The 18,697-nt window shown below is 71.5% G+C and carries 14 protein-coding genes and 1 riboswitch; of the genes, 6 read left to right on the top strand and 8 right to left on the bottom strand.

What is annotated here, in order from left to right:
- Positions 1-19 precede the first annotated feature (19 nt).
- Positions 20-1,414: an FAD-binding oxidoreductase gene (locus J2S42_RS24045; RefSeq protein ID WP_307242603.1), complete on the top strand. Its 1,395-nt coding sequence runs from the start codon at positions 20-22 to the stop codon at positions 1,412-1,414.
- 422 nt (positions 1,415-1,836) lie between these two features.
- On the opposite strand, the gene J2S42_RS24040 is transcribed toward J2S42_RS24045, so the two are convergent.
- Positions 1,837-3,639, bottom strand: coding sequence for a glycerol-3-phosphate dehydrogenase/oxidase (locus J2S42_RS24040; protein ID WP_307248983.1), 1,803 nt, complete (start codon positions 3,637-3,639; stop codon positions 1,837-1,839).
- A gap of 67 nt (positions 3,640-3,706) precedes the next feature.
- Between J2S42_RS24040 and J2S42_RS24035 the strand changes: the two genes are divergently transcribed.
- Together J2S42_RS24035 and J2S42_RS24030 are read left to right on the top strand one after the other, a co-directional pair.
- The gene (locus J2S42_RS24035) at positions 3,707-6,178 is read left to right on the top strand and encodes a S8 family serine peptidase (protein WP_307242602.1); all 2,472 of its coding nucleotides are present in this window, start codon (positions 3,707-3,709) and stop codon (positions 6,176-6,178) included.
- A 146-nt stretch (positions 6,179-6,324) separates the two neighbouring features.
- Positions 6,325-7,029 carry an NTP transferase domain-containing protein gene (locus J2S42_RS24030; RefSeq protein ID WP_307242601.1) on the top strand — a complete coding sequence of 235 codons (705 nt, stop codon included), beginning with the start codon at positions 6,325-6,327 and terminating at the stop codon, positions 7,027-7,029.
- Here the strand turns inward: J2S42_RS24030 and J2S42_RS24025 are convergent.
- Positions 7,007-7,696 (bottom strand): pentapeptide repeat-containing protein, encoded by a 690-nt coding sequence (locus tag J2S42_RS24025; RefSeq protein WP_307242600.1) that lies wholly within the window; start codon positions 7,694-7,696, stop codon positions 7,007-7,009. The two genes, J2S42_RS24030 and J2S42_RS24025, sit on opposite strands and share 23 nt — an antisense overlap.
- 265 nt (positions 7,697-7,961) lie before the next feature.
- On the opposite strand from J2S42_RS24025, the gene J2S42_RS24020 reads away from it, so the two are divergent.
- The gene (locus tag J2S42_RS24020) at positions 7,962-10,088 is read left to right on the top strand and encodes an IPT/TIG domain-containing protein (protein WP_307242599.1); all 2,127 of its coding nucleotides are present in this window, start codon (positions 7,962-7,964) and stop codon (positions 10,086-10,088) included.
- A gap of 119 nt (positions 10,089-10,207) precedes the next feature.
- Here J2S42_RS24020 and J2S42_RS24015 read toward each other — a convergent pair whose 3' ends face one another.
- The 3 genes from J2S42_RS24015 to J2S42_RS24005 form a co-directional block, all read right to left on the bottom strand.
- A complete protein-coding gene (locus J2S42_RS24015; RefSeq protein ID WP_307242598.1) occupies positions 10,208-11,041 on the bottom strand; it encodes a hypothetical protein in 834 nt (277 codons plus the stop codon).
- Between the two features lie 177 nt (positions 11,042-11,218).
- Positions 11,219-12,841 carry a chaperonin GroEL gene (gene groL, locus J2S42_RS24010; protein ID WP_307242597.1) on the bottom strand — a complete coding sequence of 541 codons (1,623 nt, stop codon included), beginning with the start codon at positions 12,839-12,841 and terminating at the stop codon, positions 11,219-11,221.
- A gap of 733 nt (positions 12,842-13,574) precedes the next feature.
- Positions 13,575-13,778 carry a cold-shock protein gene (locus tag J2S42_RS24005; protein ID WP_033342363.1) on the bottom strand — a complete coding sequence of 68 codons (204 nt, stop codon included), beginning with the start codon at positions 13,776-13,778 and terminating at the stop codon, positions 13,575-13,577.
- Between the two features lie 285 nt (positions 13,779-14,063).
- Here J2S42_RS24005 and J2S42_RS24000 point away from each other — a divergent pair, with 285 nt between their 5' ends.
- Positions 14,064-14,597 (top strand): GNAT family N-acetyltransferase, encoded by a 534-nt coding sequence (locus J2S42_RS24000; protein ID WP_307242596.1) that lies wholly within the window; start codon positions 14,064-14,066, stop codon positions 14,595-14,597.
- Positions 14,598-14,673: 76 nt separating this feature from the next.
- Positions 14,674-15,147 carry a hypothetical protein gene (locus J2S42_RS23995; protein ID WP_307242595.1) on the top strand — a complete coding sequence of 158 codons (474 nt, stop codon included), beginning with the start codon at positions 14,674-14,676 and terminating at the stop codon, positions 15,145-15,147.
- Here the strand turns inward: J2S42_RS23995 and J2S42_RS23990 are convergent.
- From J2S42_RS23990 to thrC, 3 genes are all read right to left on the bottom strand, one after another.
- Positions 15,105-15,902 carry a DUF8814 domain-containing protein gene (locus J2S42_RS23990; protein WP_307242594.1) on the bottom strand — a complete coding sequence of 266 codons (798 nt, stop codon included), beginning with the start codon at positions 15,900-15,902 and terminating at the stop codon, positions 15,105-15,107. The genes J2S42_RS23995 and J2S42_RS23990 overlap by 43 nt on opposite strands.
- Positions 15,903-15,966: 64 nt before the next feature.
- On the bottom strand, positions 15,967-16,980 hold the full coding sequence (locus tag J2S42_RS23985; RefSeq protein ID WP_307242593.1) for a GNAT family N-acetyltransferase: 1,014 nt from the start codon (positions 16,978-16,980) through the stop codon (positions 15,967-15,969).
- A gap of 249 nt (positions 16,981-17,229) precedes the next feature.
- Positions 17,230-18,489, bottom strand: a complete 1,260-nt coding sequence (thrC, locus tag J2S42_RS23980) for a threonine synthase (protein WP_307242592.1) — start codon at positions 18,487-18,489, stop codon at positions 17,230-17,232.
- An 11-nt stretch (positions 18,490-18,500) separates the two neighbouring features.
- Positions 18,501-18,636: riboswitch (SAM riboswitch) on the bottom strand.
- Between the last annotated feature and the right edge of the window lie 61 nt (positions 18,637-18,697).

Here is an 18,697-nt window from a genome sequence, read left to right as displayed (position 1 = left end):
CTAACCGTACCGTCGAAGGATGGCGGACCTGATCGCGCGATTGGCGGAGGTGCTGCCCGCCGAGGCGGTGCTGACCGACCACGACCTGCTCGCATCGCACCGGCACGACGAGGCCGACCTGTGCGACTCCGGCACGCCCGCCGTGGTGGTCCGGCCGCGCACCACCGGCCAGGTCGCCGACGTGCTGCGGATCGCCGCCGAGCTGCACGTGCCGGTGGTGCCGCAGGGCGCGCGGACCGGGCTGGCCGGCGCGGCGAACGCGGTGGACGGCGCGATCGTGCTGTCCACGACCGCGATGACCGCGATCCGGGAGATCGACCCGGTCAACCGGACCGCTGTGGTGCAGCCCGGCGTGGTCAACGCCGTGCTGGCCGCCGAGGTGGCGCGGGCCGGGCTGCGCTACCCGCCGGACCCGGGCTCGTGGCAGACCAGCACGATCGGCGGCAACGTGGCCACCAACGCGGGCGGCATGTGCTGCGTGAAGTACGGCGTGACCGCGGAGTACGTGCTCGGCCTCGAAGTGGTGCTCGCCACCGGCGAGGTGCTGCGCACCGGCCGCCGCACCGCGAAGGGCGTCGCCGGGTACGACCTGACCCGCCTGTTCACCGGCTCGGAGGGCACGCTCGGCGTGATCACCGAGGTGACGCTCGCGCTGCGCCCACCCGCCGAGGACGCGTTGACGCTGGTCGCGGTGTTCGGCTCGACCGCAGCCGCCGGGCGGGCCGTGGCCGCGATCGCCGCCCGGGGCCTCTCCCCCAGCCTGCTCGAACTGCTCGACCGCACCCATCTGCGCGCGATCGAGGCGTACCGTCCGATGGGTCTGCGCACCGACGCCCGCGCGCTGCTGCTGGCCGCCGCGGACACCGGCCCCCGGGCCCCCGCCGACCTGGAGCTGATCGCGGAGGCCTGCCTCGCCGCCGGTGCCGAGGAGGTCTTCGCGGCCACCGACGCGACCGAGGCCGCCGCACTCCTGGAGGCCCGCCGCCTCGCCCACGCCGCGATGGAACGGCTGGCCGCCGAGACCTACCCGCAGGGCATCGGCGCCCTGATCATCGACGACGTGGCGGTGCCCCGCGCCCGGCTGGCCGAACTGCTGGACGGCGTCGAGCAGATCGCGGAGCGGCACGGCATCCCGGTCGGCACGGTGGGCCACGCCGGTGACGGCAACATGCATCCGAACATCGTGGTCGACCGCACCGACCCGGCCGTCCTCACCCGCGGCCGCGCGGTCTTCAACGAGATCATGGAACTCGGCCTCGCCCTCGGCGGCACCTGCACCGGCGAACACGGCGTCGGCCTCCTCAAACGCGAGTGGCTGGCCCGCGAGGCCGGGCCGGTCGGCATGCGCGTCCAACGCGCGATCAAGGACGCCCTCGACCCGGCCGGCCTGCTGAATCCCGGAAAAATCCTGTAAAACGGATTCTCCCGCTTCCCGGGCCGCCGGACCGCCAGCGCCACAAGGGCTGCCGCGCCGCCAGCGCCACAAAGCCCTCGGGGGCCGCCGGGCGGCCTGGGCCAAGCGGACCTCCAGAGGCCACCGCGATAGGGCAAAGCTGCTGCGGTCCTCTCGGCACCGTCGTAGGAGACACCTTCGCGCCGCGCCGCGAATATTGCGATACGGCGAAGGTGCTGCGGTTCTCTCCGATGCCGTCGCGGTGCCGGACGGCGAGTTCGGCCCGCGGAAGCATACGGACCGGGCCACGCCGGAAGCGGAGAAGGAAGCAAGCGACCCGCAGCCGGCCGGGATGTGGGATTCGTGGAAGCCCGGCGCCCGCGGGAGCATGCCGGGGCCGGGCCGCGCCGGAAGTGGTGGGTCGGGAAGCGGCCTGCGTGATCCTAGAGCTGCGGGAGGTCGGCCTCGTTGCGGTCGGCGGCGAAACCGCGGACGTCGGCGGCGCCGAGGCGGGCGGCGTCGGCGGTGAGGTCGTCGGGCATCAGCTGGGACTGGCGTTCGGCGGCGACGCGGGCCAGGTAGTGCTCGACCTCGCGGGCGCGGACGGCGTCGTCCCAGCCGAGTACGGAGCCCATGATCTCGGCGGCCTGTTCGGCGCTCTCGGTGCCGCGGTCCGGCGTCTCGAACGAGATGCGGGTGCGGCGGGTGAGCACGTCGTCGAGGTGCAGCGCGCCCTCGGCGTGTGCGGCGTAGGCGACCTCGACCGCCAGGTATTCCGGTGCGCCGGCCAGCGGCGTGGCCAGCAGCGGGTCGGCGTCGATCATGGCGATCAGGTGCATGGCGAGCGTGCCGTAACGCTCCAGCAGGTGTTCGACCACGCCGACCGGCATCGCGTGGCGGCGGGCCAGGTCGGCCCGGTCGCGCCAGGCCGCCGCGTAGCCGTCCGCGCCGAGCAGCGGCAGCTGGTCGGTGCGGGAGCGCCGCACCGAGGGGCCGAGCCGGCGCGCGGCCCTGTCGACCACGTCCGCGGCCATCACCCGGTATGTCGTGTACTTACCGCCGGCGACCAGCAGCAGCCCGAGCATCGGCTCGACGACCGCGTGCTCGCGGGACAGCCGGGACGTCGAGTCGGCCTCGCCGGCCAGCAGCGGGCGCAGACCGGCGTAGACGCCCTGGATGTCGTCCGTGCTCAGCGGCCGGTCGAGCACCTTGTTGACCTGGTCGAGCAGGTATTGGATGTCGCTCGCGGACGCGGCCGGGTGGGACCGGTCGAGCTGCCAGTCCGTGTCCGTGGTCCCGATGATCCAGTGACCGCCCCACGGGATGACGAACAACACCGACTTCGCGGTACGCAGGATGAGCCCGGCCTCGCCGGTGATCGCGGAGCGCGGCACCACCAGGTGCACGCCCTTGGACGCGCGCACCCGCAGCCCCGGCCGGACGCCGACCTCACGCAGCATTCGCGTGATGTCGTCGCTCCACACGCCGGTGGCCGCGATCACCGTGCGCGCCTTGACCTCGAACTCCGCGTCCGGCGAGCCGGCCGGCGCCTCCATGTCGCGGATGCGCACGCCGGTGACCTCGCGGGCCTGGCGGAGCAGGCCGGTGACCCGGGCGCTGGTGACCACGGCCGCGCCGAGGCTGGCCGCGGTACGGGCGGTGTTGACCACCAGGCGCGCGTCGTCGACCTGGCCGTCGTAGTAGCGGATCGCGCCGGTCAGCACGTCGGGCCGGAGGCTGGGGAAGATCTCCCGCGCGCCGGTGCGGGTGAGGTGCCGGTGCAGCGGCATGCCGCGGCCGCCGCCGAACAGGCCGGCGAACACGTCGTACGCCGCGACGCCGGCTCCGTAGTAGGCCCGGCGGAACGCGCGCACCGGCCACTCGCGCGGACCCTCGCGGCCCTCCAGCGGCACCAGGATCGGCACCGGGCGCACCAGGTGCGGTGCGATCCGGGTGGCGAGCAGGCCGCGCTCGGTCAGCGCCTCGTGCACCAGATGCAGTTCCAGCTGCTCCAGGTAGCGCAGGCCACCGTGGATCAGCTTGGAGGAGCGGCTGGACGTGCCGGCGGCCAGGTCACGCGCCTCGACCAGGGCCACCTTGAGGCCTCGGGAGGCGGCGTCCAGCGCGGCGCCGGCGCCGGTGACGCCGCCGCCGATCACGAGCACGTCGAAGCGCTCGCTGCGCAGGCGGCGGAGGTCGGCGGCGCGGCGCAGCGGGGAGAGCTGGCCGGCGGTGTATCGAGACACGGCTGGGTCACGCACGTGTCCCACCGTAACTCCCCTCTCGTGACGCTGTAGCCGTACTGTGCGGATCATGACTGTGCCTGGCCCGCCCCCGCCCTCAGGACAGCCGCTGCCGTACCCGGGTCCGCCGGGGCCCTATCCTCCGGTCCCGCCGTGGGATCCGGGTGCGCCGCGCGGCAACCCGTGGCCGGTGGTGGGCGCCGCGTTCGCCGGCGTCTGGATTGCCGTGGTCACCGTGGCCGCACAGTGGATCGGCTGGTTCGTCGAGCAGCTCGGGCTGGCCACGACCGGGGACGCGCCGGGTGGCGTGGCCGCGATCTGCGGCGTGGTGGCGGCCGTGCTGGCCGCGATCCCGAGCGTGCTGCTGGCGGTGCTGCCGCGGTCGGCCGGTGTGCGGGCGGCCGGGCGCGCGTGGCTGCTGGGCGCGGGTGCGCTCGGCGTGTTCAGCCTGCTGCGGCTGGTGCCGACGCTGGAGCACGAGATCTATCTGCTGGCGCTGGCCGCGGTGGCCGCGCTCGGCGTGCTCGCACTCACGCTGGCCGGACGCAACAAGACCGAAATTTCCGAAGAGTCGTCTTCAGCAGATGAAGCGACTATGGACAGCCGATGGCCGGCCCGGCTGCTGGCGCTCGGCGCCGGGCTGGCGATCCTGGCGCCGTGGCTCTGGGCCGGTGCGCTCGGCGGCCTGACCGAGACGCTGCTGGCCGCGGCCGCCGCGATCGCGATCGGCTGGTTCGCCGCGGCCGTGCTGGACGAGCCGTTCTGGCGTGCGTACGGCGGGCACGGCGGCCCCCGGATGGTGCTGGTCGGCGGCCTGGTGGCGGGCGTGGCACTGGCCGCCATCGCGGGCGGCGCCGGACAGGCCGGCACCGACCTGGCGATGCTGATGATCCCGATCGTGGCGTTCGCGGCCGCGGCGCTCCAGCCGCACGCGCGCACGCTGCGCCCGGCCCGCCCCGGCCGGCGGCGCCGAATCAGCGGCCCGGTGCTGCTGCTGGTCGCGCCGGTGTCGTTCGGCCCGCTGGCGTTCGTCGACCCGGAAGAGATCACGCTGCTGCTCACCGGCCGGGACGTTCCGTACTGGACCGGCGTGGCCGCGCTCTGCATGTGGCTGGTCGCGCTGGTCGCCGGCCTCGCGTACGGCCTGATCCTGGGCGGTGGCGTACGCCGGGCGGGTACCCCGGCCGCGGCCGTGGTCGCGGTGCTGCTGCTGGCCGCGGCCGGTGTGGTCTACGCGGTCCCGGGCACGCCCGGGCTGTACGGCGACCGGCTCTTCGTGGTGCTGGCGGACCAGCCGGACCTCTCCGGCATCGACCGTACGCGCACCGGGCAGGCCGGCCGCGACGCGCGCGCCGCCGACGTCTACCGCACGCTGGTCGCGCACGCGGAGGACAGCCAGCGCGAGCTGCGCGCGGCGCTGGACCGGCTGAGCCTGGACTACACGCCGTACTACCTGGTCAACGCGATCGAGGTGGACGCCGGCTCGGGGATCCGCGCCTGGCTGGAGTCGCGCGACGACGTGGCCGAGGTACGGCCCAGCCCGCTGTTGCGGCCGCTGCCCGCGCCGGTCGAGACCAGCACCGGTTCGGTCCCGGCTCCGACCGGGCCGACGCCGGCGATCGAGATGATCGGCGCACCGGAGGCCTGGCAGAGCGGAGCACGGGGCGCCGGGATCGTGGTCGGCACGTCCGACTCCGGCGTGGACGGTGCGCACCCGGCGCTGCGCGCGCAGTTCCGGGGCGGCGACGACTCCTGGTTCGACCCGTGGAACCACTCGACCACGCCGCAGGACCACGGCGGGCACGGCACGCACACGATCGGCTCCGCGGTCGGCGCGAACGGCATCGGCGTGGCACCGGACGCGCAGTGGGTCGGCTGCGTCAACCTGGACCGCAACCTCGGCAGCCCGGCCCGCTACCTGGACTGTTTGCAGTTCATGCTGGCGCCGTTCCCGGCCGGCGGCGACCCGTTCGCGGACGGGCGGCCGCAGCGCGCGCCGCATGTGCTGACGAACTCGTGGGGCTGCCCGGACATCGAGGGCTGCACCAGCGGCACGCTGGCCGGGGCGACGGCCGCGTTCGCCGCGGCCGGCATCATGTTCGTGGCCGCGGCCGGCAACACCGGGCCGTCCTGCGACTCGGTCGACGACCCGCCGGCGCTCTACCCGGACGTGCTGACCGTGGGCGCGGTCGACGACCAGGGCGAGGTGACCAGCTTCTCCAGCCGGGGGCCGGCCGAGGGCGGCGCGGCCAAGCCGGACGTGATGGCGCCCGGCGACAACGTGCTCTCCGCGATGCCGGGCGGCACCTACGCCCGCAACAGCGGCACCTCGATGGCGACGCCGCACGTGGCCGGCGAGGTCGCGCTGATCTGGTCGGCGAACCCGGCGCTGATCGGCGACCTGCCGCTGACCAGGGCGCTGGTCACCGAGCACACGCGCCAGCCGGATCAGCGCACCGCGCTGTGCGGTCCGGGCAACACGGCCGGGTACGGCATCATCTCCGTGTCCGCCGCCGTGCAGGACGCCCGCGTCCAGGGCTGACGTCGAGGGATGCGCGCCGGCCGGCGACGGCGTGCCGCAGCTGATCGCACGGGTCTTCTTCCGGTACCGCGAACGGCTTTGCCCTTTTAGGGATAATCTGACCGTACCCCCGGTCTGCGTGTTCGTGATGAGACTGGGGGTGTGCGGTGCGGGTGATCATCGCGGCGTCCGACGGGGACGACCCGAAGTGGGCGAACCATCTCGGTGTGCCCAAGCAGCTCGCGCCGCTGGACGGTGCGCCGTTGCTCGCCCACACCATCGGCCAGGCGCGCTCGATCAGCGACGACGTGCACGTCACGCTGCCTGACGACCCGCGCTACGACGTGCTCTCGGCGCTGCCCGGCATCACCCGGCACGTGCGCGCCGGCGACTACCCGAGCGAGTACGCGTCCACCCGTGACCTGTGGGCCACCGACGACCGCACGGTGCTGCTGCTCGGCGACGTCTACTTCTCGGCCGAGGCGATCCGGACGATCGCCGGCGCGGGCGAGCACGGTATCCGGATCTTCGGACGGGAGGGCGCGTCCGCGTACACCGGCAGTGACTGGGGTGCGGTCTTCGCGACCTCGTTCTGGCCGGAGCACCACGCGGAGCTGGACCGGCACCTGACCGAGGTGCACTACGAGCACTCGGTCGGCCACTGCCTGCGCCCGCCCGGCTGGATGCTGCTCTGCGCGGTGCAGGGCACGCCGTGGGAGGTGCACACGGTGCAGGCGCCGTGGTTCGTGGAGATCGACGATCTGACCGACTGCATCGACCGCGCGGTGGACTACGCCCGGCACCCGGTCTTCGACTTCCACCGGCCGGAAGCGGCCGTCACGCCCAGCTTCACTGCGCCGCGCGGTAGCTGAGGTCGTCGTCGCCGACCTGGAGGTTCAGGTCCCGTACCGCGAGTTGCGCGATGTCGGCCAGTTGCGCGCCGGCGATCCGCGCGCCGTACAGGCTGGGCACGCCGTTGATCCGGGAGAGGTCGTTGCCGCGCAGGTCCGCGCCCTCCAGGTCACAGTCGGCCAGCTCGAGGTCGGTCAGCCGGCAGTCGGTGAACGTGGCGGTGGTCAGCCGGCAGCGGGTCAGCGACGCCTTGCTCAGGTTGGACCCGACCCAGGCGACCGGCCCGTTCGCGGTGACCGCCTCCCAGACAGCGAAGTCCAGCCGGCAGTCCTCGAACGTCACGTCGCGCAGCGTGGCGTCGAACAGCTGCGCGCCGGTGAGCCGGCAGCCGATCAGCTCGCAGCGGTCAATCGTCAGGCCGCGCAGGTACGCACTGGAGAGGTCCACCCGGTCGAGCACGCACTGGGAGAGGCGCACGTTGCGCCAGTCCGCCTCGAGCAGCTCGACGTCGGTGAGATAGCAGCGGGTGAGCCGGATGCCGGCCAGTTCCAGCCCGGCCCAGTCCGCGTTCGCCACGAACGCGTCGGTCAGATCCTCCAGCGGCGGCTCGGACACCGGGTCGAGATCACGCGGGTCGATGCCGGGCGCGACGACGCCCTGGCCGCCGTGCTCGACGTCGATCTCCACCCGACCGAGACTAGCGCCGTCCGGCGAGGCGTCCAGTCCCGGCGCCCCGGTCGGCTACCCCTCTTCGCCCGTCTTACGCCGATATATGGCCGCAAAGTTGGTGACTTCAGACCACGGAGGGTCGCGTTCAGTTATCTTCTGATCACCCAAAGTACACGGCTGCGCTGCGACACAGCGCTATTTCGGACGGCCCGACACAGGACACGCGCGGGCCAGGACCACAGCCGAACTATGCGGTTCGTAATGACCGTAGGAGGACCCACGCATGCGCAAGTCCCAGCCAACTATCGGCCGCCGGCTGCTCCGAGCCGGCATCGCGACAGGTGCGGTCTCCGCCGTCCTGTTCGCCGCGGCCCCACCCGCGTTCGCGGCCAACATCGCCGTCACGCTGTCGCCGAACGCGGGGCCGGTCAACGCCGCCACGACGATCACCGCCACCGGCACCGGCCTGGCGACCGACAGCACCACGTCGGCCATGATCGACGTTCGCTTCGTCACGGCTACGACCTGCCCGACCACGAACGGCAGCCCGAGCGCGACCAGCATCGCGGCGACCGGCGTCACGCGTGACTCGGCCAACGCCGTCACGTTCACCACCCCGAACCCCCTCGGCACGGCCCCCGCGACCTACCGAGTCTGCATCTACGGCGTCACCACCGGCACTCCCGGCACCACCGCACCGCTCATCGGCAACGCGTCCACCGCGACCACCGCGTTCCGGACCTTCACGTCCGGCACGCTGTCCGCGACCACGGGGCCGACCTCCGGCGGCAACACCATCACGATCAGCGGCACCGGCGTGGTCGGCACCGGCGCCACCGTCGCGGCCACGTTCACCAGCGGCGCCTGCTCGGGTACGTACGCGACCAGCGGCACCAGCTTCGCCGCGACGTCCACCGTGAAGAACACCGCCGACCAGGCGACCATCACGGTCCCGGCGACCGCCACCGCGGCGGGCGGCCCCTACCGGGTCTGCCTCTACAACGGCAGCACCGCCGGCACCAGCCTGCTGCTCGCCTCCGCGACCGCCACGTACCAGCCGGCGTTCCCGCAGGCGATCCTGAGCTCGTCGACCGGCAAGAACGGTGGCGGCAACACGATCACGGCCACGCTGTCCGGTGCGTTCACCGGCATCACGCCGTCCGTGGTGTTCGTGAACGACGCGAGCCCGTGCCCGACGACGTACGGCACGCCGACGGCCGGCACGGTGGCCACGGTGACCAACACGGACGACGTCGCCACCATCACGGTGCCGAGCGGCGTGCTGGCCCCGAACGGCTTCAACGTCTGCTTCTACAACGGCAGCAGCAGCTCCAGCGGGCAGATCGCCGCCGGTAACGCGACCTACGTGCCGACGCTGCCGTCCATCGTGCTGAGCCCGGACTCCGGCTCCACCGCGACCGCCACCACGATCACCGCGACCTCGACCGGCACCAGCAACTTCCTGCTCGGTGTCACGTCCCCGGGCGTGACGTTCACCAAGAGCGCCTGCCCGACGACGTACGCGACCAGCGGCACCAACTTCGCCGCCAGCAGCGTCATCCGGATCTCGAACAACAAGGCCGCGATCACGGTGCCGACCACGGTGGTCCACACGCCGGGCGCCACGTCCACCACGTCCTGGAACACCTGCATCTACTCCGACGCGTCCAGCGGTCCGCTGGTCGGCACCGCGGTCTACAAGGTCGGTGCGGTCCTCACGGTCACCGCGATCTCGCCGGGCAGCGGCCCGGCCCAGGGCGGTAGCTCGGTGCTCGTCACCGGCACCGGCTTCACCCCGGGCATGACCGCGTCCATCGGCGGCGCCGCGATCAACAACATCGTGGTGGCGCCGAACGGTCTCACCTTCACCGGCACCACGACGCCGCGCAGCTCCGGAACCGGCCTGGGCCTCACGGTCCGGACCGAGGCGGGCTCGAAGACGCTCGCCTCCGCCTACGACTACTCGTTCGGCATCACCGTCATGCCGAACACCGCACCGGCCGGCTCCGCCAGCGTCACGCTGGACGTGCTCGGCGCCGGCTTCGAGACGATCGGGTTCGCCAGCCCGACCGTGCCCGGCAACAACGCCGACGCTCACGTCTACCTGGTCCGCAGCGGTGCCGGTGCGGCCACCGCCTACGACCCGACCGACAACGGCAGCGGCGGCAAGACCGTCCCGCAGATCGCGGAGTGCACCAACGTCCTCGTGATCAGCGACCTGGAACTGCTGTGCACGCTCAACCTCACCGACACGCTGACCAACGCGGCGACGCCGGCGAGCGCGGGCACTCCGGTCCCGGAGGGCACCTACACGATCACGGTGGTGGACACCGGCGCGGTCACGCCGACCGCCGGCGTCACGAAGTCGAAGATCACCAGCGGTTCGACCTTCACGGTGGCGGACTACTGATCCGCCTGAACGGTCAGCAATGACGCACCGCCCGGGGCCTGCGGCCCCGGGCGGTCGCGTTGGAGGTACGAAAGAGCCGGCCCGATCCGATCGGGCCGGCTCTCTCGTACCGGGGCGGGTCAGCCCAGCTCGTTCCAGCGCTTCTCCAGCGCCGCGACGCTCTCCGCCCGCGACGGCTTGCCGTCCATGTCCACCGCGACCGTGTAGACGCTCTTCGTGGCGCTGATCCGCCAGCACAGCAGCAGCGTCGGGCGTTCCCGCGGTGGTACGTCCGGGCTGGTCCGGATCGTCTTGGTGCACCTGGTGTCGCCGACCCGGTCGAACTTCTCCGTGATCAGCGACAGCTCGCGGTACCCGGTGAGGTCGGCGCGCGCGGACGCCACCTTCATCCGCTTCCGCCGGTCGCCGGACATGGTCTCGTCCACGTCCACGTCCGAGTCCTTGACCTTGCTGTTCTGCTCCATCGCCCGGAGCGTCCGGCTCGGCGCCGGCACCGCGGCCGGCCCGGCGTCGCCGCTCGTACGCTCGTCGTCCGGCCCGTTCCCCGCACGCGGCTTCCCGGCACTCGGCTTCGCGGTGCCCGGCTGCCCGGCGGGCGGCTTCGCGGCCGGCTGACCCGTGGTCGGCTGCTCCCCGGGCGGCTTGCTACCGGCCGCCGCTGACTGCCCGGCCGCGGGAACGGACGCGCCCGGAAGCGGTGACGGCGACGCGGCGCCGTCCGTGCCGAGCGGCGGCAGCGCGCCGACGTTCGCGGTCGTCACGGTGGTGGGCCGGTCCTTGATCTGGGAGGCGACGATCGTGCCGCCGATACCGAGAACGGCGAGCACTCCGGCCGCGCCCGCGACGATCTGCTGCTTCTGCCGGCGCGGACGGCGCGCCGCTGCGGAGGCGTAGGTACTGCCGTCCTCGGGCGGCGAGCCGTCGGCGGTGGGTTCCTGTCCTGCGTTGCGCATGTCGGTCCTTTGCGGGTTTCGGCTCGGGCCGCCCCGCGGAGGACGCGAGCGCAGCCCCGAAAACCCAGACTTTCACGCGAATCGGACATTTTCCGCAGAATAGATGCTCGTGAAGGCTGAACAGCAGAACGGGCGGGCCGCTGTCGCGACCCGCCCGTCCGAGGAAAAGCGCTGGACTCAGAAGTCCATGCCGCCCGCGTCGGGGGCACCGGCCGGGGCCGGGGTCTTCTCCGGCTTGTCCGCCACCACAGCCTCGGTGGTGAGGAACAGGGCCGCGATCGAGGCCGCGTTCTGCAGCGCCGAACGGGTCACCTTCGCCGGGTCGATGATGCCGGCCTTGAGCAGGTCGACGTACTCACCGGAGGCGGCGTTGAGGCCGTGGCCGGCCTCGATGTTGCGCACCTTCTCCACCACGACGCCGCCCTCGAGGCCGGCGTTGACGGCGATCTGGCGCAGCGGGGCGTCCAGCGCGACCTTCACGATGTTCGCACCGGTCGCCTCGTCGCCGACGAGGTCCAGCTTGTCGAACGCGGTCTTGCCGGCCTGCACCAGGGCGACGCCACCACCGGGCACGATGCCCTCCTCGACGGCCGCCTTCGCGTTGCGAACGGCGTCCTCGATGCGGTGCTTGCGCTCCTTGAGCTCGACCTCGGTGGCCGCGCCGACCTTGATCACCGCAACACCGCCGGCCAGCTTGGCCAGGCGCTCCTGCAGCTTCTCGCGGTCGTAGTCGGAGTCCGACTTCTCGATCTCGGCGCGGATCTGGGCGACCCGGCCGTTGATCTGGTCGGCGTCACCGGCACCGTCGACGATGGTGGTCTCGTCCTTGGTGACCTGCACCTTGCGGGCACGGCCGAGCATGTCGAGGCCGACACCCTCCAGCTTGAGGCCCAGCTCCTCGGAGACGGTCTGGCCGCCGGTGAGGATCGCGATGTCGGTCAGCATCGCCTTGCGGCGGTCGCCGAAGCCCGGCGCCTTGACGGCGACGGACTTGAAGGTGCCGCGCACCTTGTTGACGATCAGGGTGGCCAGGGCCTCGCCCTCGACGTCCTCGGCGATGATCAGCAGCGGCTTGCCCGACTGCATGACCTTCTCCAGGATCGGGAGCAGGTCCTTGACCGAGGAGATCTTGCTGTTCGCGATGAGGATGTACGGGTCGTCGAGGACGGCCTCCATCCGCTCCGCGTCGGTCCAGAAGTAGGGCGAGATGTAGCCCTTGTCGAAGCGCATGCCCTCGGTGAGCTCGAGCTCGAGGCCGAAGGTGTTGCTCTCCTCGACGGTGATGACGCCTTCCTTGCCGACCTTGTCCATCGCCTCGGCGATGATCTCGCCGACGGTGCTGTCACCGGCGGAGATGGAGGCGGTGGAGGCGATCTGCTCCTTGGTCTCGACGTCCTTCGCCAGCTGGCTCAGGCCCTCGGAGACACTCGCGACGGCAGCCTCGATGCCCCGCTTCAGGGCCATCGGGTTGGCGCCGGCGGCGACGTTGCGGAGGCCCTCGCGGACCAGCGCCTGCGCCAGGACGGTCGCGGTCGTCGTGCCGTCACCGGCCACGTCGTCCGTCTTCTTCGCGACCTCCTTGACCAGCTCAGCGCCGATCTTCTCGTAGGGGTCCTCGAGCTCGATCTCCTTGGCGATGCTCACACCATCGTTGGTGATGGTGGGGGCGCCCCACTTCTTCTCGAGCACCACGTTGCGGCCCTTCGGGCCCAGCGTCACCTTGACGGCGTCGGCGAGGGTGTTCATGCCCCGCTCAAGACCGCGGCGCGCCTCCTCGTCGAACGAGATAATCTTGGCCATACGGCGTTGTCCTCCTGGACGCTCACGGCACCCGGACTGTTCCCGCCGGCTGCCGCCTGCTGACGCACCTTCGAACGACGTCACGCGATCACGCACGTCGCCGTCGGCCGGGCCGGATAAGCCCGCGACGACCGGTCCTGCCCTCGTGGCACGCCACTCGGACCGAACCCCACCGTCCCGACCTGTTGGCACTCGCCATCAGCGAGTGCCAGAACCTTTTTTAGCACTCTGCCCATGCGAGTGCAAGCACGGTCGGTAGCCCCGCGGGCGTGATGCGTGCCCCCGGCGGACCGGACGGGTGACCCCCGACCCCCGTGCACCCGCTCGGCCGGCGATCGCCGCGAGAGTTCCGCAAAGGCGGATTCCCGTTCACCGGAATGCACGCCGGACGACGCGAGCGGGCGCCATGCGCGGCACCCCGATCGACCGTTGGGCAACTGCGTTCAAAGTTGTAGTGACGGTCGTGAAAGCCGCGCACGAGGCGCACCGAAAGGGCCGCCGGATTGACCGGCAACCCGCCGAACCGCACCGCCGGCGGAATAGCTGCTTGATGCAGACATCAGTTCGACCGGCACATTAGCGAAGCCCATTAGTACTTCGATACTCGTCTACTTGTTGACGCGGCCAGAACCGTGCCCTAGACGTGAGCAGGGCGCCGCCTCACCGACGTGAGGAGCGACGCCCCGAATGGGAGATGTAGTGATCGGCCCGGCCTCGGACCGACACCGGCGAATCAGGCGATGACCCGGACCTTCTCCGCCTGCGGTCCCTTCTGACCCTGCGCGATCTCGAACTCCACGCGCTGCCCGTCGTCCAACGCCTTGTAGCCGTCCATCTCGATCGCGGAGAAGTGGACGAAGACGTCCTGCCCCCCGTCAACCGCGATGAAACCGTAGCCCTTTTCGCTGTTGAACCACTTGACGGTGCCCTGTGCCACGGTGCACTTCCTCACTTCTATGGTGCTGGTTGCGCCAACCCCCCGGCTTAAGCAACTGCTCATCCGGGGCCGCCTGATCCGGGTCCGTCTGGGTCCTCGAAACACTGCGGCCGAACCGCACGCTACACGAGCAACACCGACCGTGCACTACCCTAAAACGGACACCATGGACGTGAAGCTTCGGTCCGTCGCTACTGATGGTGATCGTTGCCCGGCCGCCGAAGGAAGACCCCTTCTCGTCGATACCGGTTGCCCGATCACCCGCTTCCGGGTAGGCAGAGCTACATGACCAGCACCATTGCCCCGGTACGCCACCCCGAGCCCCGCACGATCGCACGCGTGCGGGTCCCCGATGCCGCGCGAATGCGGGCACTGCGACTTGAAATGCTCGCCGATTCTCCGCTCGCATTTCTGGAAACGGTGGCGGATGCCGCGGCACGGCCGCACGAGGATTTCCGGGCGCAGATCGCACACAACATCCGATCAGGCCTGGCCGCACAGTTCGCGGCTGTCGAAGATGGACGGTTCGTGGGCCACGCGGGCGGCATCGTGCTCGCCGCGGACCGCCGGGTGACCGTCATATTCGCGGTCTACGTGACCCCGCGCCTGCGCGGAACGGGCCTGGTCGGAGACCTGATCGAGGCAGTGGCGCGGTGGTCGCGCGACGAGCGCCGGCCGGAGCTGATGCTGGAGGTGGTGAACGGCAACGACCGCGCGGTCCGGGCGTACGAACGGCTCGGCTTCCGGGACACCGGCGTGCGCGTGCCGCACCCCACGATCCCCGGCCTGACCGAACTCCAAATGCGACGGCCAGCCTGACGAAGAATGGTGCGGCGGAAGTAAAACTCCGGACAGAAACGTGACCATTACCAAGAGTGAGCGCAAGGATGGTCGCATGCGGCCGAGACACGTGGGCCGGACGGCGCTGACCGCGATCAACGGCACCACTCTGGTGGGCCTGATGATCGCGGCGGCCGCCCGCGCCCGGATCCGACGCGCGCCGGGTGGCGTGCTGATCGCGGGCGACTGCCGCCGCCCGGCACTGCGCCGCACGTTCACGATCGGCAGCGTGGTGCTGACCCGGCGGCCGGCCGAGTGGCTGCTGCACCCGGACCAGGCCCAGTTGCTCGGGCACGAGACCCGGCACGTCGCGCAGTACGCCGGGCTGGGCCCGCTCTTCTTCCCCGCCTACTGGCTGGCCTGCGGCTGGTCGTACCTGCTGACCAGGTCGTACGGATCACGTAATTGGTTCGAGCGGCGTGCCGGGCTGGCCGCCGGGCGGTACCGGGAGACGCCGCTGCGGCCGTGGGCTGCCCGGATGATTCGTCAGCAGCGGCGGACCGAGAAGCCGGACGGTACCGAGACGTAGGCGTGCGACACGTAGGTCCCGGGCGCGACCCGGTCCCACAGGTTCGTGGTCCGGACCGTACCGGCGACCTTCTGCCCGCGCTTCTGGCACTGGATCGGCAGCTGGGCCCGCTCACCGGCCATGCCGACCTCGGCCGAGGTGCCGCTCGCACCCGCGCGCAGCCGCACCGGGCCGCCGCCGGTGACCACCGTGCCCTGCCGGCCGCCGCCGGTCCACAGGAAGTCCACGCTCACCCAGGCGTTGTCGGTCAGCCGCAGCGCGTCCCAGAACGTGCCGTCGGCCAGGTCGATGCCGGCCGGGTTGAGCACGTCGCGGGCGAACTGGTCGCGACCGCCGTTGTAGCCGGTCTCGTAGGCCGCCTGTGCCTGTGGGCGCCCGCGCTGAAGGCCGGCCCACGTCTGGCGGGGCGCGTTCCAGTAGTCGTCGGTGGTGTTCCACGGGCCGACGTCCCAGACCGGCGCGTACGCGCAGCGCCCGTTGCCGGCGCAGACCCGGACCGAGCGCTCGCCGCCGCCGAACGAGGAGAGCCCGAGCCGGGACGGCAGAGCCACGAAGTGGTCCCGCTCCACGATCACGTGCCCGTTCGCGGTGACGCCACCGACCAGGCCCTCCCGGGTGGCGAAGACCCGGTAGGACAGCGGCTTCTTCGTCGCGGCGGCGACCGCGGCGGCCTCGGCGGGCGAGGCGGCCGCCGGCACCGGCAGGGAGACCAACGAGAGCAGAACCGCCAATACCGCGCCCAGCCCAGCCCGCACGTGACACCCCTCCCGACGACGGCAATAGGGGTCACATCGGCGCGGTCGGCCCGGACCTGACGGTTTACCGCAGGCGGATCTGCCAGTCGATGGTGGCGCCGGAGGGACGGAAGCCGAGCGCCTCGTTGATCGCGATCATGTGATGGTTCTCGGCCGCGTTCCACGTGTGCACGTGGCGCAGTTCGGGGGCATTCGCCCGAACCTGCAGATGGTTGTGAACCTTGACCGCGAGACCGAGGCGGTGGCCGCGGTGCGCCGGGTCGACCAGCGTGACCTGCTGCCAGCCCCACGACGCCGGGTCGTCCAGCTGCTCGATCATCGTCCACGCGACCAGGCGGCCGGTGGCGTCCTCGCGCATGGCCGCGTGGAAGAGCGTGGAGCCCTTGTCCCGGTACGTACGCTCGTAGTTGCGGATCACCGACGGGTCCGGCTTCTCCGCCTCCCACTCGATGTCGCCGGTCGGCGCGTCCTGCATCAGCCGTGCGTTCAGATAGGCGACGTCGTCGACGTCGGCCTCGGGCACCGCACCGGACCAGGTCACCGGCGAGTAACCGCCGACGTACGGCGCGATCCGGGCGAGCAGCCGCTCGGCCGGTACGTCGTGCAGGTCCAGCAGTTGCCCGTGTGCGGTCGAGGCCCGCTGCCAGCCCAGCACCGCCGCGAACGCGGAGCCGGCACCGGGGCGCACCGGCCCACCCGGCAGCGACTCCGACGTGTTCGCCAGCACCGTGGTGCGGTGCTCGGCGCGGATGATCCCGGTCAGGTGGTCGTGCAGCGCGCGGCCGATGCCCCGGCGCCGGCGCTCGGGCAGCACATGCAACTCGATCATCGCGGCGTCGCGGTTCTGCTCGTCCGGCAGGATGAGCAGACCGGTGCCGACGGCAAAGCCGTCCACCCGGGCCAGGACGCCGAGCCGCCGCTCGCCGAGCTGCGGGTTGCGAAACCGGGCCGCGTATCGCCGCACGCTGAGGGCGGGCAGGTCCGGCGTCTCGGCCAGACAGGCGAGCCGCATGATCGCCGCAGCCTCCCCGCACGCGGTGTCGTCGGCAGGGTCGAACGCGGCGATGCTCAGGCTCATGCCGTGCAGAGTGCACACCGGACCCGTGATCGGGCCAGCGAATTTTGGTCGGGGAGACGCGCGCACAGCACCTCGATGAACGATCGGCACTGGGTCGTCGAGTCGGCGGAAGAGATTGTCGCCAAGCTCAGGATCCGCAACTCTTACGGCGTTGCGTCTCCCCGCACGGAGCATTTTGCGTTGTTGCAAGGATCACGTCAAGACATTCCGCTACGGAACGCTTCGCCCTCCACCCCGGAGGGTGATCACTCAGCCGAGCAGGCCCGCCTCCCGCACGGATCGCAGCGACGGCTTGACGGTGTGCGTCGGTCCCACGAGGCTAGCCACGGCGTCCAGCGTCTTCAATCCCTCGCCGGTGTTGTAGACGACGGTCTCCTTCGACGGGTCCAGCTTGCCGGACTTGATCAGCTTGGCCAGCACCGCCGTGGTCACGCCGCCCGCGGTCTCGGCGAAGACGCCGGTGGTGCGGGCCAGCAGCCGGATCGCGTCGCGGATCTCGTCGTCGTCCGCGTAGTCCATCCAGCCGCCGGTGCGGCGCACCGCCTCCAGCGCGTAGAGGCCGGCGGCCGGGTCGCCGATGTTGAGCGACTTCGCGATGCCGGTCGGGCGCACCGGGCGGATCTCGTCCGTCTCCTCGTGCAGCGCGACCGCGATCGGGTTGCAGCCGGCGGACTGGGCGCCGAACACGGTCCAGCCGTTCGCCGGCGCGTCGACCAGGCCGATCTCGACCAGCTCGGAGAACGCCTTGTCGACCTTGGTCAGCAGCTCGCCGCTGGCCATCGGGATCACGACCTGCTCCGGGATACGCCAGCCGAGCTGCTCCGCGACCTCGTAGCCGAGCGTCTTCGAGCCCTCCGCGTAGTACGGCCGGACGTTGACGTTCACGAACGCGGTGTCCTCGAACTCGTCCGTCTCGACCAGCTCGCTGCACAGGCGGTTGACGTCGTCGTACGAGCCCTCGATCGCCACCAGCTCCCCGCCGTACACCGCGGTGGTGATGATCTTGCCCTGCTCCAGGTCGGACGGGATGAAGACGATCGACGGCACGCCGGCCCGGGCCGCGTGAGCGGCGACCGAGTTGGCCAGGTTGCCGGTGGAGGCGCAGGCGAAGCGGGTGAAGCCGAGGCCCTTGGCGGCGGAGAGCGCCACCGAGACGACCCGGTCCTTGAACGAGTGCGTCGGGTTCGCGGAGTCGTCCTTGACCCAGAGCGCTCCGGTCATGCCCAGCTCCGCGGCGAGCGCGGGCGCGGACACCAGCGGCGTCATGCCCGGGTTCAGCGTGATCCGGTCGGCCGGGTCCTGACCGGCCGGGAGGAGCGCCGCGTACCGCCAGATGTTGTCCGGACCGGCCTCGATCTGCTCGCGGGTGACCTTCTTCAGCGCGTCCGCGTCGTAGGCGACCTCGAGCGGGCCGAAACACTCGTAACAGGCGTGCTGGGCGGCCAGCGGGAACTCGGCGCCGCAACCGCGACAGACGAGGGCGCGGGCAGGGCTGACGGCAGACGTCATGAGGAGGTGTCCTCTCATCTTTCCCATCGCCACACCGTGTGACGGGGACGGAATTGGCACCTGCCCTCCCCGGCTCGTCATCGAGCACGCGGAAGGTGGTTGCCGGGGCGTCATCGGGCCGTATCCCTCAGCCCCTCTGGATGAGGTATTCAGTTGTGCTGCGGTCGAGTTTACGGGCAGATTTCCGGATCTCCACCAGCCGATCCCG

It is taken from the genome of Catenuloplanes indicus (assembly GCF_030813715.1).
Lineage (GTDB): Bacteria > Actinomycetota > Actinomycetes > Mycobacteriales > Micromonosporaceae > Catenuloplanes > Catenuloplanes indicus.
This window is presented reverse-complemented; position numbering and strand designations above follow the sequence as displayed.